Origin of the sequence: Achromobacter sp. (assembly GCF_032113835.1) — a bacterium.
Classification (GTDB): Bacteria; Pseudomonadota; Gammaproteobacteria; order Burkholderiales; family Burkholderiaceae_B; genus Achromobacter.
In genome coordinates this window covers 1-16,304 of sequence record NZ_DAMCTG010000073.1, presented here as the reverse complement: position 1 = coordinate 16,304, position 16,304 = coordinate 1, and the positions used below count along the sequence as shown (strand labels likewise).

Here is a 16,304-nt window from a genome sequence, read left to right as displayed (position 1 = left end):
GCACTACCCCGTCGCACGACGAGAAATACCTATGAAATGGCTAATACCTGGAATCTGGCTGGCCGCCATCCTGTTCGCGCACTTCCGAGGCCGCGTCAAACTGCCGCTAGGACGGCAAATGCTGGATCATTCGGTGCTGCTGGCGCCGATCAACGCATTCATGGTGCTGACGTCCCGCGTGCCGACCACGCCTTACCTGACGACCAGCGAAATCGCCGAACTGAAGGTGCTGGACGACAACTGGGAGACGATCCGCGACGAAGCCATGCAAATGGCCGAGCTTCGCCGGATCAAGGCGGCCGACACCCATAACGACATTGGTTTCAACTCGTTCTTCAAGTACGGCTGGAAGCGGTTCTACCTGAAGTGGTACGACGCCCGCCACCCGTCGGCCGAGGAACTCTGCCCCAAGACGGTCGCCATCTTGAAGGGTTTGCCCAAGGTCAAGGCCGCCATGTTTGCCGAGCTGCCGCCGGGTGGTCAGCTCAATCCGCACCGCGATCCGTTTTCCGGGTCCCTGCGCTATCACCTTGGGCTGGTCACGCCTAACGACGACCGCTGCCACATCATCGTGGACGGCGAGCACTACAGCTGGCGCGATGGCGAAAGCGTGGTGTTTGATGAAACCTACGTCCACGAGGCCTACAACAAGACGGACGAGAACCGGATCATCCTGTTCTGCGACGTCGAGCGTCCCTTGAAGTGGCGCTGGGCCGAAGCCTTCAACCGCTGGTTCGGCCGCAAGGTCATGTCCGCGGCCAGCTCGCCGAACGACGGCGGCGACCAGACGGGGGCCATCAACAAGCTGACCCATGCGCACTGGGTGATCGACCAGAAGCGCAAGGCGTTCAAGAAGTGGAACCGTACGGCGTACAAGGTCACGAAGTACGGGTTGATTGCGCTGGTGATCGTGGGGTTTTTGGCGCTGTAAGGCGCGCGTGCATTGGCATCCTGCAGAAAAAAACAGCCGCAATGCCAATTGCGGCTTTTTTTTGCCGGTGTCTGACACCCGGGTGAGACCCCGGCAAGCGTGGCGCCGGCTCTGGGGTGTCAGACACCTGGACTGGCGCTGCGCCGGCTCTGGGGTGTCAGACACCTGGACTGGCGCGGCGCCGGCTTTGGGGTGTCAGACAACTGGACTTGCGCTGCGCCGGCTTTGGGGTGTCTGACACCCAAGCTAGCGCTGCAAGGATTCCCAGCTTTTCATCAGCCGCTTGACCGACACCGGCATCGGCGTGCGCAGCTCCTGGGCGAAAAGCGCGACCCGCAGCTCCTCGAGCAGCCAGCGGAACTCGTCCAGGCGGGGATCGGCCGCGCCTTTCAGCGCCGCGCGGGCACGCTGGTATTGCGTGAGCAGCGGCGCCATTTCCGACACCAGTTTCGCGTCCCTTGCCGGATCGGCGCGCAGCTTGTCGATGCGCGCCACCGCCGCCTTCAGGTAGCGCGGGAAGTGCGACAACTGCGCATACGGCGTGTCCCGGATGAACCACTTGGGCATCAGCGCACCCAATTGCTGTTGCAGATCCGCGTACGCGGCCGCGTGGGGCTTGGCCTGCGGCAGCTTGCGCTGCAGCGCCGCGTACTCGGTCAGCACCGCGCCGGCCAGCCGCGCCACTTCCTGGGCCAACAGACCCAGGCGCCCCTTGCCATCGGCGCGGCGGGCTTCGAACTGCTGTTCGTTCACCGGCCACGGCTCGGCAAGACACGCCTGCCCCAGCGCGCAGTCGATGATCTGGTCGCGCAGTTCTTCCTGCGTGCCCAGCGTCATGTACAGCATGCTGATCTTGGTGAGATCGGTGAGGTTCTTTTCGAGGAACTTCACCTGCTCGCGCAGCGCCAACCGGAAGAGTTTCAGGAGGCCCGCGCGATGGTGCTTGCGCGCCTCGTCGGGATCGTCGAACACGTCCAGGTCGCAATGCGCGCCCCGGTCCACCAGCGCCGGATAGCCGATGACGGACTGGCCGCGCCGCTTGATCTCCATGATCTCCGGCAAGGGCCCGAACGACCAGGAGGTCAGGTTTTCGTGCGCCAGCGCCTGCGCGACCTGCGTGTCGCTGGCTGCCAGTTGTTGGAAGGTGGCCTGGGCCTGCTTGCCGAACTCGGCGCGCAACTGCGCCAGATTGCGGCCGGCTGCCAGCATGCGGCCGTGCTCGTCCACGACGCGGAAGTTCATGAACAGATGCGCCGGCAGCGTTTCCAGCTTGAAGTCCCCCACCGCCGGGCGGACCTGCACCTGATCCCACATGTCGGCGATGATGGCGTCCACCAGCCCCGTCTGCGGGTCGGCCAGGCGCTCGAACCAGCGGTCGTAGAAGCCTGCGGCGTAGTCGGGCAGCGGCACGCAATGGCGGCGCAGCTTCTGCGGCAGGGACTTGAGCAGCAGGTGCACCTTTTCCTTGAGCATGCCGGGCACCAGCCACTCGCAGCGCGCGGGATCGATCTGGTTCAGCGCGAAAAGCGGCACCGACAGCGTGACGCCGTCGCGCGGCGAGCCCGGTTCGAAGTGGTAGTCCAGCGCCATCGACACGCCCTGCCATTCCACCTTCTTGGGAAAGACATCGGTCGTGACGCCGGCGGCCTCGTGCCGCATCAGTTCGTCGCGCGTCAGCATCAGCTTGGCGGCGGCCGCCTTGTCCAGGCCGCTTACCCATTTTTCCAGCGTCGCGGTCTGCGAGATGTCGGCGGGAAGCTGCCGGTCGTAGAACGCGTAGATCAGCTCGTCGTCGACCAGGATGTCCGGCCGCCGGGTCTGGTGTTCCAGCTTTTCGATGCCCGCGATGAGCTTGCGGTTGTGCGCGACGAACGGCAGCCGCGTGTCGATCTCGCCGGGCACCAACGCCTGGCGGATGAAGAGTTCGCGCGCATGCGTGGGGTTCACGCGGCCGTAGTGGATGCGCCGGCCGGTGTAGATGGCCAGGCCATAGAGCGTGGCCCGCTCGTTGGCCACGACCTGCCCGGCCTTCTTTTCCCAGCGCGGGTCCGACCAGTTCTTGCGGATCAGGTGCGCGCCGACCTTTTCAAGCCAGACCGGGTCGATGCGCGCCACGCAGCGTGCGTACAGGCGCGTCGTCTCGACCAGCTCGGCCGCCATGATCCAGCGGCCGGCCTTCTTCACCAGGCGCGAGCCCGGATGGATGTGGAAGCGGATTTCGCGGGCGCCCTGGTAGCTGCCGCCTTCGTCGCTCTTGAAGCCGATGTTGCCCAGCAGCCCGGACAACAGCGCCATATGCAGCTGTTCGTACGTGGCTTCGGACTGATTGACGCGCCAGCCCTGTTCGCCCACCAGCGCCGAAAGCTGCGTGTGCACGTCGTGCCATTCGCGCAGGCGGATGGGCGACAGGAAGTTCTGACGCAACAGGCCCACCAGCTTGCGCTGCGACGCCTTGTGCTGCACCTGCTCGCCGTACCAGCGCCACAGCTTCACGAAGGAGATGAACTCGGACTTGTCGTCCCCGAACTTGGCGTGCGCGGCCTCGGCGGCCTCGCGTTCCTGCATGGGGCGGTCGCGCGGATCCTGCACGGACAGCGCGGAGGCGATGATCAGCATCTCGGCCAGGCACTGGTGTTCTCGTGCGGCCAGGATCATCCGGCCGATGCGCGGGTCCACGGGCAGTTTTGCCAGCTCATCGCCGGTGCGGGTCAGGACAAACGAGGCGCCCGTGCGCCCGTCGTCCGTGTCGTCGTCGGACGCCGACGCCAGTTCGATGGCGCCCAGTTCCTGCAGCAGGTGGTAGCCGTCGGCCACCGCCCGCCCCGGCGGCGCCTCGACGAAGGGGAATTGTTCGATGTCGTCGAGCTTGAGCGACTTCATCCGCAGGATGACCGACGCCAGCGACGAGCGCAGCACTTCGGGGTCGGTGAAGGCCGCGCGGTTGTTGAAATCCAGCTCGTCGTAGAGCCGGATGCAGACGCCCGGCCCCACCCGGCCGCAGCGGCCTGCGCGCTGGTTGGCCGAGGCGCGGCTGATGGGCTCGATGCGCAGCTGCTCGACCTTGTTGCGCCACGAATAGCGCTTGATGCGGGCCAGACCGCTGTCGACGACGAAGCGGATGCCGGGCACGGTCAGCGAGGTTTCCGCCACGTTGGTGGCCAGCACGATGCGGCGCGCGTTGCCGCGCGGGCGGAAGATCTGTTCCTGCTCGGCCTGCGACAGGCGCGCAAACAGCGGCAGGACCTCAGTGCCGGCCGGGTGCCGCTTGCGCAGCGCTTCGGCCGATTCGCGGATTTCGCGTTCGCCGGGCAGGAACACCAGCACGTCGCCCGGACCATGACGGGCGCATTCGTCGACGGCGTCGACGATGGCGTCGATCAGGTCGCGCTCTTCGTCGCCCGACATGCGCTCGCGGTCGCGGCCGCCCTTGTTGGGCGCGGGCGCGTTGTCGTCGGCGGCGGGCTCTTCGCGCACGGGCCGGTAGCGCACTTCGACGGGGTACAGGCGCCCCGAGACTTCGATGACCGGCGCGGGCTTGTCTTCCGACGCGGCGAAGTGCCTGGCGAAGCGCTCGGCGTCGATGGTGGCCGACGTGATGATGAGCTTGAGATCCGGGCGCCGCGGCAAGAGCTGCTTGAGATAACCCAGCAGGAAGTCGATGTTCAGGCTGCGTTCGTGCGCCTCGTCGATGATGATCGTGTCGTAGCGGCGCAGCAGCGGATCGCGCTGCGATTCGGCCAGCAGGATGCCGTCCGTCATCAGCTTGATGGACGCGTTGGGTCCGGTGCGGTCGTTGAACCGCACCTGGTAGCCGACGACTTCGCCCATGGGCGTGTTCAGTTCCTCGGCGATACGCTTGGCCACCGAGGTCGCCGCCAGGCGGCGCGGCTGCGTGTGGCCGATCATCTTCTGGCGGCCGCGGCCCAGCTCCAGGCAGATCTTGGGAAGCTGCGTGGTCTTGCCCGAGCCGGTTTCGCCGCTGACGATCACGACCTGATGGCCGGCGATGGCGCGCGCGATCTCCTGCCGCCGGGCGCTGACGGGCAGGTCTTCCGGGTAGGTGACGGCCGGGATGGGCCGTTCGGGACGGGGCGCGGCGGGGCGGCCTTCGGGCCGGGCCCGGGGGGCTTGCCGGGTGTCTGGCCGAGGAGCTTGCCGAGAGGCTTGCCGGGGGTCTGGCCGAGGGTCTGGCTGAGCACTTTGCCGGGCGTCTTCCGGGGACTGCTCCCGGTCAGTGGCGCGCGGCGCCGGCTTCTTCGGCGCCCGCGGGCTGGAGGATTCAGGCATGTAGGATTTATCCGATTAGCCCGCCATTATAAATTTCTGGCGGCCTTCGCGCGCGCGGCCCCTGCCTGCCCCCCGCGCGGATCCCTACAGCAGCTTGCCCGGGTTCATCAGCTGGTTGGGATCGAGCGCCCGCTTGATCATCAGCATCAGGTCCATTTCCACCGGCGACTTGTAGCGGCGCAGCTCGTCGCGCCGCAACTGGCCCACGCCGTGCTCGGCGCTGATGCTGCCGCCGCGCTGCGCGACCAGGTCGTGCACGCGGCGGTTCAGCGCCGCGGTCAGCCGGGCGTATTCGGCGGGCGCCACGTCCAGCGGCAGCAGCACGTTGTAGTGCAGGTTGCCGTCGCCGATGTGGCCGAAGTTGATGATGGGCAGTCCCGGAAAATCCGACACCAGCGCCAGATCCGCTTCCTCGACGAACGCGGCAAGGCGCGAGATGGGCAGCGCGATGTCGTGCTTGACGGCCTTGCCCGCGCGCACCTGCGCCTGCGAGATGCCTTCGCGCAGCCGCCACAGGGATTGGACCTGCGTGTCGTTCATCGCGACGACGCAGTCCTGGATGACGCCGTCCTCCAGCGCCGCGCCGAGCGCCGCTTCCAGCAAGGCGGGCAGGCCGGCGGGCTCGGTGTCCGACAGCTCCAGCAGCGCGTGATAGGCGTGGCGGCCGGCCAGCGGGCTGGCCGCGCCGCTGACGTGCGCCACCACCAGGTCCAGGCAACGCGCGGACATCATTTCGAACGCGGTGAGCCGTTCACCGCAACTGCTTTGCAGGCGGCTGAGCAGCGCCACCACCTGCGCGGGCGTGTCCGCGCCCACCCACGCCGCCACGCGGCCCGCCGGCGCGGGATACAGCTTGAGCACCGCGCCGGTGATGATGCCCAGCGTGCCCTCCGACCCGATGAACAGGCTCTTGAGGTCGTAGCCGGTGTTGTCCTTGCGCAGGCCGCGCAGGCCGTTCCAGACGCGGCCATCGGGCAGCACCACCTCCAGCCCCAACGCCAGGTCGCGCGTGTTGCCGTAGCGCAGCACCGCAGTGCCGCCGGCATTGGTGGCCAGATTGCCGCCGATGGTGCAACTGCCCTCCGCGCCCAGACTCAGCGGGAAGAATCGGCCGGCCTCGCGTGCGGCGGCCTGCACGTCGGCCAGCAGCACGCCGGCGTCGGCGCACAGCGTGTTGTTGACCGGATCCACCTCGCGGATGCGTTTCATGCGGTTCAGGCTCAGGATCACCTGCGCGCCGCTGCCGTCTGGCGTGGCGCCGCCGCTCATGCCGGTATTGCCGCCCTGCGGCACCACCGGCGTACGCGTCTGGTGGCACAGCCGCATGACGGCCGACACCTCGGTGGCGTTGCGCGGCCGCACCACCACGGGCGTGCTGCCCTGCCACTTGCCCAGCCAGTCGCGCACGTAAGGCCCCTGGCCCTCGGTATCCAGCACCAGCCCGTTGTCGCCGACCAGGTGGGACAGCCGTTCGATCAGTTCGTGATTGCGCATGGAGGCCTCAGGCGCCGTGCCAGTTCAGGCGGATGCGGCCGATCGCCATCGCCGCGGCCGCCTGTGTCGGCTCGACCACGGGCAGGCCCAGCTCGGCCTGCAGCCAGCCGCGGTAGGCGGCCATGCCGGCGCAGCCGAGCACCAGCACGTCGGCCTGGTACTCGTCGCGCAACCGCGCGCCGACGTGCAGAAGGCGCTCGCGGGTGCGCGCCTCGTCCGACAGCTCCACAACGCCCAGATCCAGCGGTAGCTCGGCCGCCACGCGGCCCGACAGGCCGATCGCGCCGAACATGCGGCCGTGGCGCGGCAGCGACTGGCGCAGGATGGCAATGACGCCAACGCGCTGGCCCAGCGTCAGCGCGGTCAGCATGCCGCATTCGCTGATGCCCAGCACCGGCTTGCGCGTGGCTTCGCGCACCGCGTGCAGGCCCGGATCGCTGAAGCACGCGATGACGTAGCCTGCGGCGGCCGCGCCGTGCTCGGCATCCAGCTTGCGGACCAGGGCGGCGAGCGGCAGCGTCACGCTTTCGACGTCGAGCTGCGTCTGGACGCCCGCCGGCCCTTCGGCCAGCGTCAGGCATTGGATGCGCGGACCGCCGGCCATGCGCAGCGGTTCCAGCGCCGCGTCGAACGCGTCCGTCACGGCCTGGGTGGAATTGGGATTGATCACAAACAGGGTCTGTTCCATTCGTCCGTCCTGGTCGTCCGTCCTGGTGGTGGCGGGGCCCGCGCCATGTTGAGGCGGGCCGGGGCAAGGTACGGCGCCAGTCTATCTGCGGGCGGCCTGAGCATGTATTGTCAATTTGTGCGCTGCCCTTAACCCTTTGTTATGCTCGTCGCGTCAATTCGGAGCGGGCGCGCCATGCAACTGAATCTGCGGCAAATCGAAGTTTTCCGGGCGGTGATGACCACAGGTTCGATCAGCGGGGCGGCCAAGCTGCTGTTCGTCTCGCAGCCCGCGGTCAGCAGGCTGCTGTCGCATACGGAACAGCGATTGGGCTTCGCGCTGTTCGAGCGCATCAAGGGCCGGCTGTATCCCACGCCCGAATCGCGGCAGCTCTTTCGCGAAGTGGAAACGGTCTATGCCGGCGTGCGGCGCGTGGAGGAACTGGCTTCGGAATTGTCCGAGCGCCGCAGCGGCATCCTGCACCTGGTGTCCAGCCCCAGCATCGGCCACATGCTCGTGCCCCTGACGATCTCGCGCTTTCGCGAAACGCACCCGGACGTCAAGGTCACCTTCCAGCCGCTGACGCAACAGCCCCTGACGCAGATGCTGCTGGACAACCGCGCCGAACTGGGCGTGGTGATCCTGCCCGTGCAGCATCCGAATCTGCTGACTCAGCCAATCGGCCAGGCCCGGCTCGTCTGCATCTGCCCGTACAACCATCCGCTGGCCCATCGGTCGCTGCTGTCGATCGGCGACCTGCTGCCCTATCCGCTCATTTCGTACGGCGGCGACACCCCGTTCGGCATGCTGGTCGAGCAGATGTACCACGAGGCGGGACAGGCCCGCCGGCTGGCCGTGGAAGTGAGTTCGCCGCAGAACGCGTGTTCGCTGGTGCAGGCCGGCGCGGGCATCGCCATCGTCGATGAATTCTCGGTCAAGAGCCGCACGCAGGGCGACTTCGTGGTGCGCCCGATCGACCAAGCAAAGATCCTGACCGCGAGCCTGGTGCAGTCGCGCTTCGAGCCGCTGTCGCAGCTTGCGCAGGCCTTTGTGGAAGTGCTGCGCCACACGCTTTGCGAACAGGGATTCGAGCTCTCCTCAAACGTCCAGACAAACCCTGCCAAGGGTAAACCTTGACTTAACTGGCTGTTATACCAAGGCAATAAAAAAGCAAGTGGAGTTCTAAAACTTCCGCTTTAGGATGACATCGAAACGTCGCTTCCGATTTCGGTTTTCACGCATCCTGACGGAGAAAAGATGGCAGCCTCCATCGACGCCAAAGGCGTCTTCACGATTTGCCCCACGCCCTTTGACGATGCGCTGCGGGTCGATGCCGACAGCATCCGCACGCTGGTCGACTTCCTGCTTGAAACCGGCGTGACCGGGCTGGCCATCCTGGGCTTTCTAGGCGAGCTGCACAAGCTGTCCAACGACGAACGCCGGCTGGTGCTGGAAACCTTCGTGAAGCACACGGACGGCCGCGTGCCGGTGTGGGTCGGCGTGCGTGCCCACGGCATCGCCGGCGCCATCGAGCAGGCCCGCGAAGCGCAGGAGCTGGGCGCATCGGCCGTGTTCGCGGCGCCCCTGGACAACGCCAGCGACGCGCTGCTGTTCGACTACTACAAGGCCGTGGCCGACGCCGTGAAGATTCCGGTCGTGATCCACGACTTTCCGGATTCCTTCGGCACCGAAATCCGCCCCGAGGTCGTGGCGCGGCTGGGCCGCGAAGGCGGCGTGCACATGATCAAGATGGAAGAGCCGCCGGTGGGTCAGAAGATTAGCCGCATCCGCGAACTGGTGCCTGACGCCGACATGGCCATCTTCGGCGGATTGGGCGGCGTGTACTTCCTGGAAGAGCTGCAGCGCGGCGCCGTCGGCACCATGACCGGCTTCGCGTTTCCCGAAATCCTGGTCGCCATCTACGAACGCTACGCCAGCGGCGATCACGCCGGCGCCGCCGCGATCTTCGACCGCTACTGCCCGCTGATCCGCTACGAATTCCAGCCCAAGATCGGACTGGCTCTGCGCAAGTACGTCTATCAACGCCGGGGCGCCATCAAGAGTCATGCGCTGCGCGCGCCGGCGATGCGTATCGATCCGGTGACCGCGGCCGAACTGGAAGCCACTGTTGCGCGCGTCGGCCTGTCGCTGGCCGCCACCGGTCGCCAACCCGTGCAGGGTTGAAAGGAGCAAACGCATGGATCTCGGCATCAAGGGCAAGCACGCGCTGGTGTGCGCATCGAGCAAGGGCCTGGGCTACGCCTCTGCGCTATCCCTGGCGCGCGAAGGCGTGAATCTGGTGATGGCCGCGCGGACGGCGGCCACGCTGGACGCCGCTGCGGACGCGATCCGCCGTGAGACCGGCGCATCGGTCGTCACCGTGGCCGCCGACGTCACCACCGAAGCCGGCAGGCAGGCGCTGCTGGCGGCCTGCCCCGAACCCGACATCCTGGTCACCAATGCGGGCGGGCCAAAGCCCGGCGACTTCCGAGAGTGGTCGCGCGAAGACTGGATTGCGGCGCTGGACGCCAACATGCTGACGCCCATCGCGCTGATCCGCGCCACGGTGGACGGCATGATCGCGCGCCGCTTTGGCCGCATCGTCAACATCACGTCCGCCGCCGTGAAGATGCCCATCGACATCCTGGGCCTGTCCAACGGCGCGCGGGCCGGCCTGACCGGCTTCGTGGCGGGACTGGCGCGCCAGACCGTGCGCCACGGCGTCACGATCAACAACCTGCTGCCCGGGCCGTTCCTGACGGACCGCCTGCGCCAGACCGCCGAACGCGGCGCGCGCGACAGCGGCAAGACGGTGGACGACGTGCTGGCCGCGCGGCTAGCCGGCATTCCTGCCGGCCGTTATGGCGACCCCGCCGAATTCGGCGACGCCTGCGCCTTCCTGTGCGGCGCGCGCGCCGGCTATATGACGGGACAGAACCTGGTGCTGGACGGCGGCATCTATCCCGGAACGCTCTGACCCACTCCTTGCGCGGAACCCCTTACCCATGACCGATACCGCAGCATTCGACCTGACGATCCGCAATGGCCGCATCAGCACAGCCACCGACACCTTTCACGCCGACATCGGCGTGCGCGACGGCGTGATCGTTGCGTTGGGACAGGGCCTGCCGCCGGGCGCGCGGGACATCGACGCCGCTGGACGGTGGGTGCTGCCGGGCGGCATCGACAGCCACTGTCACGTCGAGCAGCTGTCCGGCATGGGCATCATGTGCGCCGACGACTTCTACAGCGCGACCGTCTCGGCGGCATTCGGCGGCACCACCACCATCATTCCGTTCGCCGCCCAGCACCGCGGCAACGCGTTGCCGGAAGTGGTGGCCGACTACGCCCGCCGCGCCGAGGAAAAGGCGGTCATCGACTACGGCTTTCACCTGATCCTGTCCGATCCCACGGAACAGGCGCTCAAGCACGACCTGCCCGAACTCATCAAGAACGGCATCACGTCCTTCAAGGTGTTCATGACGTACGACCGCCTGAAGCTGGACGATTACCAGTTGCTGGACGTGCTGGAGGTCGCCGACCGTGAAGGCGCGCTGGTGATGGTGCATGCCGAAAACAACGACATGATCCGCTGGGTGGCCCGCCGCCTGGCCGAGCGCGGCATGACGGCGCCCAAGTACCACGCCGTGGCGCACACGCCGCTGGCCGAAAGCGAGGCGACCCATCGCGCCGTGACGCTGGCCCGGATGATGGACGTGCCCATCCTGATCGTTCACGTCGCCGGACTGGAAGCGGTGCGCGTGGTGCATTCGTCGCAGGCCTTGGGGTTGCCCATCCACGCGGAAAGCTGCCCGCAGTACCTGTTTCTGACGGCCGACGACATCGACGCGCCCGGCCTGGAAGGCGCCAAGTTCTGCTGCAGCCCGCCCCCGCGCGACGCAGCCTCGCAGGAAGCCGTCTGGCAGGGTCTGACGGACGGCACCCTGCAGATCTATTCGTCCGATCACGCCCCCTACCGCTTCGACGCCAGCGGCAAGCTGCCCAAGGGCGACGCCACCACGTTCAAGGACGTGGCCAACGGCGTGCCGGGGCTGGAAGTACGCATGCCGCTGCTCTTTTCCGAAGGCGTGCTGGGCGGGCGCATCCCGATCGAACGCTTCGTGGCGCTGACCGCCGCCAATCATGCCCGCACGTACGGCCTGTACCCGCAAAAGGGCACGATCGCGGTGGGCGCGGACGCCGACATCGCGATCTGGAATCCGGAACGCGAGGTCACGATCTCCGCATCCATGCTGCACGACAACGTGGGCTACACGCCCTACGAGGGCCGAACCGTGCGCGGCTGGCCCGAGGTGGTGATCAGCCGCGGCCGCATCGCCGTCGAGAACGGACAGCTGCATGTCGAGCGCGGCAGCGGCCGCTTCATCAAGCGCGGCACGCCCGAGCCCGTATTGCGCCAGCGCCTGACCGGCAATCCAAACGCGCTGGTGCGCAAGTATTTTTCGGCCGATAGCGCCGCCTGATTCATAGCTAAAGGAACCCGGCATGAGCAAACGTCCCTTCGGCCTGGCGGTCGCGCAGATGGGTCCGGTGCAACCCGAGGAAACCCGGCGGCAGGCGGTGGCGCGCCTGCTCGCGATGATGCGCGAGGCGCATGGACGCGGCGCGCGCATGGTGGTGTTTCCGGAACTGGCGCTCACCACCTTCTTTCCGCGCTACTGGATGACGGAAGAAGAGGCGATGGCGCGCTACTTCGAAAAGGAGATGCCCGGCCCCGAGACCCGCGTGCTGTTCGACACCGCCCGGGAACTGGGCATCGGCTTTTACCTGGGCTATGCCGAGATCGCTTCGGACGGCCGGCGCTTCAACACCAGCATCCTGGTCGACGCCAACGCGCGCATCGTCGGGCGCTACCGCAAGATCCATCTTCCGGGCCACAGCGATCACAAGCCCGAGGCCCCGTTCCAGCACCTGGAAAAGAAGTTCTTTGACGTCGGCAACGACGGCTTCAACGTCTGGGAAACGCTGGGCACGCGCATCGGCATGTGCCTGTGCAACGACCGCCGCTGGACGGAGACCTGGCGCGTGCTGGCGCTGCAGGGCGCCGAGATCGTGGCGCTGGGATACAACACGCCGTCATTGAATATCCACTGGAACGAACCGGTCCACTTGCGCATGTTCCACCACCTGCTCAGCCTGCAGGCGGCCGCGTACCAGAACGCGGTCTGGGTGGCCGCGGCAGGCAAGGCCGGCATCGAGGACGGCAGCCACCTGATCGCCGGATCGGCCATCGTCGCGCCCACGGGCGAGATCGTGGCGCAGGCGCAGGGGGAGGAGGACGAGGTGATTTTCTGCCAGGCCGATCTGGCGCTGGGAGACACCTTCAAGCAGCACATCTTCAACTTCGCCGCCCACCGGCGCCCGGAACACTACGGCCTGATTCTTGAGCGCGTAGGGGCCGGGCCCGCCCTGGGCAAGACGCCTCTTCCCTAAAGGACCTGCCATGACCCGCCTTCTCCGCACCCTGACATTTGCCGGCCGCTGCGGTCTCACGCTGTGCCTGGCCGGCGCCAGCCTGGCCGCGGCCGCCCAGCCGCTGACGACCGGCGTGGACGCCACGTTTGCCCCGCACGCCATGCCCAAGCTGGGCGGCGGGCTGGACGGCTTCAACATCGAGCTGGGCCAGGCAATCGCCAAGCAGCTGGGCACCACCATCAAGATCGAAGGCACCGAGTACGCGGCGCTGATTCCGGGCCTGAACGCCAAGAAGTACGACTTCGTGCTGGCCCCCACGACCGCCACCGAGGAACGCGCCCGCGCCCTGCTGTTTTCAGAGGGTTATCTGAATACCGACTACACCTTCGTGGTCGGCAAGAACGGCAAGGACATCAAGGGTCTGGACGACCTGAAGGGCAGGAAGCTGGCGGTCAACAAGGGATCGGCCTACGAGAACTGGGCGCGCGACAACGCGGCCAAGTATGGCTTCACGTACGACGTGTACGCCTCCAACGCCGATGCGGTGCAGGCGGTGCAGGCCGGCCGCGCGGACGCCAATCTGGCGGGCAACACCGTGGCGGCCTGGGCCGCCAAGCAGAACCCGGCCGTGCGCACCAGCTACACGATCAAGACGGGCCTGGTCTGGGCGCTGGCGTTCCGGCTGGACGACAAGGCGGGCCGCGACCGCGTGTCCATGGCGCTCAAGTGCCTGAAGCAGGACGGCACGGTCTCCAAGCTGGCGCAGAAATGGTTCGGCTTCACGCCTGCAGCCGGTTCCGCAGCGGTCACCGTGACGCCGGGCCAGGGCGTGCCGGACCTGCCGGGCTACGACGCCCAGCCGGTCGCGCTGCGCTGCAGCTGATTTTCCGACGCACCGCCAACGACAGGGGGAGGAGCCGCTTCGCGGCCCCTGCCCGCGCTTTGAGGAGCTTTCGATGAAAACGCCGATCCTGAAAATCGCCGGGCTGCACAAGTCCTATGGCGACAACGCGGTCCTCAAGGGGATCGACCTGGACGTGAGCCGCGGCGAGCTGGTCTTCATGATCGGCCCGTCCGGTTCAGGCAAGAGCAGCCTCCTGCGCTGCTGCAACCGGCTGGAGGAGCCGACCGCCGGCAGCATCCATGTCGACGGCGAGGAGATCACCGCCCCGTCGGCCGAGCTGAACCGCATCCGTCAGAACATCGGCATGGTGTTCCAGCACTTCAATCTGTACCGCCACATGTCCGTGCTGTCGAACATCACGCTGGCGCTGCGCAAGGTGCAGAAGCTGGCGCGCGCCGAGGCCGACCGGCGCGGCATGGAAGCGCTGGACCGCGTGGGACTGGCCGACAAGGCGAGCGCCTATCCCGACCAGTTGTCCGGCGGCCAGCAGCAGCGCGTGGGCATCGCGCGGTCGCTGGCGCTGCGGCCCAAGGTGGTGCTGTTCGACGAGCCGACCAGCGCGCTGGATCCGGAGCTGGTGGGCAGCGTGCTGAACGTGATGCGTGAACTGAAGCGCGACGGCATGACGATGATGGTGGTCAGCCACGAAATGGGTTTTGCCCGCGCGGCGGCCGACCGGGTGGTGTTCATGGACGGCGGGGTCATCGTCGAGCAAGGCCCGCCGCAGGACGTCTTTGGCGCCCCCCGGCAACCCCGCACCCAGGCCTTCCTGGCCAGCATGACGGAACATGCCGCGTAAGGCGGTTTGAAGAGTGCTCCATGGATCTGAATGCCCTGCTGTTCTCGTTCTTCAACGCCGAGGTCGCCTGGCGCTACCTGCCCGACATCCTGGCCGGCATGTGGGTCACGCTGCAATTGGGCGTGGCGGTGGCCGCGACGGGCGTCGCGCTTGGCCTCGTGCTGGCCGTGGTGCGCGCGCTGCGCATCCGGCCGGTGAACTTCCTGATCATCTGCTTTGCCGACATCCTGCGCGCGCTGCCGCCGCTGGTGGTGATCATGGTGCTGTTCTTTGCGTTCCCCTACATCAACCTGTCGATGTCGGCGTTCATGGCGTGCTGGCTGTCGCTGTCGCTGGTGCTGGCCGCGTTTGCCGAGGAGATCTTCTGGGCGGGCATCCTGTCGGTGCCGCGCGGCCAGGCCGAGGCGGCGCGCTCCACGGGGCTGAACTGGCTGCAGAGCATGGTGTATGTCGTGATGCCGCAGGCGATGCGGCTGACGGTCGCGCCGCTGACCAACCGGGTCATCGCCATCACCAAGAGCACCGCGCTGGGTTCGGTCGTGGGCCTGAGCGAAGTGCTCAACAACGCGCAATCGGCCAGCAGCAATGCCGGCAACGCCACGCCGCTGACCTTGGCCGCGGTGGCGTGCCTGCTGATCTTCCTGCCCGTGGTGATTCTGGGGCGCTGGACCGAAACGCGCTTCAAGTGGAAGCACTGACGGGAAGCTCTGACCGGACGCATCTTTACGAATAAACACCGGGCGGGACGCAAGGCCGATCACGCCCGCCCGGCACAACAAGGGAGCCCCGAACGGGCCCCAGGGGAACCGCATGGACGAAATCCTGCAGAATTTCTTCAATCTGAACATCTACGTCAGCGTGGCGCCGTACCTGTTGCAGGGCCTGGGCCGCACGCTGATGCTGTCGGCCATGGTAATCCCGGTGGGATTGGCGTCGGGTCTGCTCATCGGCGTGCTGTCCGTCACGCTGAAGGCCCGCTGGTCGCGCGTGCTGCTGGCCATCTACATCGACTTCTTCCGCGCGTTGCCGCCGCTGGTGCTGCTGATCTTCATCTATTTCGGGGCGCCGTTCCTGGGCCTGGACCTGCCCAAGCTGCTGGCGGTGGCCGTGGGCTTCATGCTGAACAATTCGTCCTATTACGGCGAGGTGTTTCGCGCCGGGCTGGAAAGCGTGCCGCGCGGGCAGATCGAGGCGGCGCGCTCCACCGGGCTGTCCGCCTGGCAGACGATGTGGCACGTGCAGATTCCCCAGGCCACTCGCAACGTCATGCCGGACCTCATCAGCAACACGCTCGAAGTGGTCAAACTGACCACGCTGGCCAGCGCCGTGGCGCTGCCGGAGCTGCTGCGGGTGGCCCGCGACGCCCAGTCGCTGGTGTACAACCCGTCGCCCATCGTGCTGGCGGCGCTTTTCTACCTGGCGCTGCTGTGGCCGGTGGTTCGGCTGCTGAGCCGGCTGGAACACCGGCAGCTTTCCCGGCATTGATCCTTTTCGCGCGGCTGCCAGCGCGGCGGCTAGCGCGGCGGCCAGCGCGGCGGCCGGAGCGTCTGCCCGGCCCGCCCGCGCGACATCCTGTGGGGCGCCCGCAACAATGCGTGCTGCGCATGGCGCGGACCGGGCCATCGCGCGCCCTATAATTCCGCGTAGCGCCGCCCCCTGAGGCGGCGCTCTCCGCAAGGCCTGCCGGCCTGCGCCGTCCCGCGACCCATAGGATTCTTAAGCAACTCACATCATGCCCGACCTGGAACCAGACACCGTCTCCGCCCTCGAAGCCCCTGAATTCGCC

The 16,304-nt window shown here is 67.2% G+C and carries 13 protein-coding genes; 10 read left to right on the top strand and 3 right to left on the bottom strand.

The genetic code is table 11. From position 1 onward, the window contains the following. Nucleotides 1-31 precede the first annotated feature (31 nt). Nucleotides 32-931, top strand: a complete 900-nt coding sequence (gene lpxO / locus RT697_RS20930; protein ID WP_313701505.1) for a lipid A hydroxylase LpxO — start codon at nucleotides 32-34, stop codon at nucleotides 929-931. A 246-nt stretch (nucleotides 932-1,177) separates the two neighbouring features. Here the strand turns inward: lpxO and hrpA are convergent, their stop codons facing one another. The 3 genes from hrpA to RT697_RS20915 form a co-directional block, all read right to left on the bottom strand. Next, nucleotides 1,178-5,218, bottom strand: coding sequence for an ATP-dependent RNA helicase HrpA (gene hrpA, locus RT697_RS20925; protein WP_313701504.1), 4,041 nt, complete (start codon nucleotides 5,216-5,218; stop codon nucleotides 1,178-1,180). Between the two features lie 84 nt (nucleotides 5,219-5,302). Further along, nucleotides 5,303-6,712 carry an FAD-binding oxidoreductase gene (locus RT697_RS20920; RefSeq protein WP_313701503.1) on the bottom strand — a complete coding sequence of 470 codons (1,410 nt, stop codon included), beginning with the start codon at nucleotides 6,710-6,712 and terminating at the stop codon, nucleotides 5,303-5,305. 7 nt (nucleotides 6,713-6,719) lie between these two features. Beyond that, nucleotides 6,720-7,400, bottom strand: coding sequence for an aspartate/glutamate racemase family protein (locus tag RT697_RS20915; RefSeq protein ID WP_313701502.1), 681 nt, complete (start codon nucleotides 7,398-7,400; stop codon nucleotides 6,720-6,722). 174 nt (nucleotides 7,401-7,574) lie between these two features. Here RT697_RS20915 and RT697_RS20910 point away from each other — a divergent pair, with 174 nt between their 5' ends. The 9 genes from RT697_RS20910 (at nucleotide 7,575) to RT697_RS20870 (ending at nucleotide 16,003) form a co-directional block, all read left to right on the top strand. Next, complete coding sequence (locus RT697_RS20910) at nucleotides 7,575-8,516, top strand: LysR substrate-binding domain-containing protein (protein ID WP_313701501.1); 942 nt, start codon at nucleotides 7,575-7,577, stop codon at nucleotides 8,514-8,516. A 120-nt stretch (nucleotides 8,517-8,636) separates the two neighbouring features. Then, nucleotides 8,637-9,563 (top strand): dihydrodipicolinate synthase family protein, encoded by a 927-nt coding sequence (locus tag RT697_RS20905; RefSeq protein WP_313701500.1) that lies wholly within the window; start codon nucleotides 8,637-8,639, stop codon nucleotides 9,561-9,563. Nucleotides 9,564-9,576: 13 nt separating this feature from the next. Then, nucleotides 9,577-10,356 carry an SDR family oxidoreductase gene (locus RT697_RS20900; protein ID WP_313701498.1) on the top strand — a complete coding sequence of 260 codons (780 nt, stop codon included), beginning with the start codon at nucleotides 9,577-9,579 and terminating at the stop codon, nucleotides 10,354-10,356. A 28-nt stretch (nucleotides 10,357-10,384) separates the two neighbouring features. Next, on the top strand, nucleotides 10,385-11,863 hold the full coding sequence (gene hydA / locus RT697_RS20895) for a dihydropyrimidinase (RefSeq protein ID WP_313701496.1): 1,479 nt from the start codon (nucleotides 10,385-10,387) through the stop codon (nucleotides 11,861-11,863). Nucleotides 11,864-11,885: 22 nt separating this feature from the next. Further along, nucleotides 11,886-12,833: an N-carbamoyl-D-amino-acid hydrolase gene (locus tag RT697_RS20890; protein WP_313701495.1), complete on the top strand. Its 948-nt coding sequence runs from the start codon at nucleotides 11,886-11,888 to the stop codon at nucleotides 12,831-12,833. A 10-nt stretch (nucleotides 12,834-12,843) separates the two neighbouring features. Further along, complete coding sequence (locus RT697_RS20885) at nucleotides 12,844-13,698, top strand: transporter substrate-binding domain-containing protein (protein ID WP_313701493.1); 855 nt, start codon at nucleotides 12,844-12,846, stop codon at nucleotides 13,696-13,698. 73 nt (nucleotides 13,699-13,771) lie between these two features. Beyond that, nucleotides 13,772-14,518 carry an amino acid ABC transporter ATP-binding protein gene (locus RT697_RS20880; RefSeq protein ID WP_313701490.1) on the top strand — a complete coding sequence of 249 codons (747 nt, stop codon included), beginning with the start codon at nucleotides 13,772-13,774 and terminating at the stop codon, nucleotides 14,516-14,518. 20 nt (nucleotides 14,519-14,538) lie between these two features. Beyond that, entirely contained in the window at nucleotides 14,539-15,216 is a 678-nt protein-coding gene (locus RT697_RS20875) for an amino acid ABC transporter permease (RefSeq protein WP_234015831.1), read from the top strand. Nucleotides 15,217-15,328: 112 nt separating this feature from the next. After that, the gene (locus RT697_RS20870; protein ID WP_062838418.1) at nucleotides 15,329-16,003 is read left to right on the top strand and encodes an amino acid ABC transporter permease; all 675 of its coding nucleotides are present in this window, start codon (nucleotides 15,329-15,331) and stop codon (nucleotides 16,001-16,003) included. Nucleotides 16,004-16,304 lie beyond the last annotated feature (301 nt).

Coding starts and splice junctions, on each gene's coding strand:
- lpxO (WP_313701505.1), top strand. CDS start 32: ATGAAATGGCTAATACCTGGAATCTGGCTGGCCGCCATCCTGTTCGCG.
- hrpA (WP_313701504.1), bottom strand. CDS start 5,218: ATGCCTGAATCCTCCAGCCCGCGGGCGCCGAAGAAGCCGGCGCCGCGC.
- RT697_RS20920 (WP_313701503.1), bottom strand. CDS start 6,712: ATGCGCAATCACGAACTGATCGAACGGCTGTCCCACCTGGTCGGCGAC.
- RT697_RS20915 (WP_313701502.1), bottom strand. CDS start 7,400: ATGGAACAGACCCTGTTTGTGATCAATCCCAATTCCACCCAGGCCGTG.
- RT697_RS20910 (WP_313701501.1), top strand. CDS start 7,575: ATGCAACTGAATCTGCGGCAAATCGAAGTTTTCCGGGCGGTGATGACC.
- RT697_RS20905 (WP_313701500.1), top strand. CDS start 8,637: ATGGCAGCCTCCATCGACGCCAAAGGCGTCTTCACGATTTGCCCCACG.
- RT697_RS20900 (WP_313701498.1), top strand. CDS start 9,577: ATGGATCTCGGCATCAAGGGCAAGCACGCGCTGGTGTGCGCATCGAGC.
- hydA (WP_313701496.1), top strand. CDS start 10,385: ATGACCGATACCGCAGCATTCGACCTGACGATCCGCAATGGCCGCATC.
- RT697_RS20890 (WP_313701495.1), top strand. CDS start 11,886: ATGAGCAAACGTCCCTTCGGCCTGGCGGTCGCGCAGATGGGTCCGGTG.
- RT697_RS20885 (WP_313701493.1), top strand. CDS start 12,844: ATGACCCGCCTTCTCCGCACCCTGACATTTGCCGGCCGCTGCGGTCTC.
- RT697_RS20880 (WP_313701490.1), top strand. CDS start 13,772: ATGAAAACGCCGATCCTGAAAATCGCCGGGCTGCACAAGTCCTATGGC.
- RT697_RS20875 (WP_234015831.1), top strand. CDS start 14,539: ATGGATCTGAATGCCCTGCTGTTCTCGTTCTTCAACGCCGAGGTCGCC.
- RT697_RS20870 (WP_062838418.1), top strand. CDS start 15,329: ATGGACGAAATCCTGCAGAATTTCTTCAATCTGAACATCTACGTCAGC.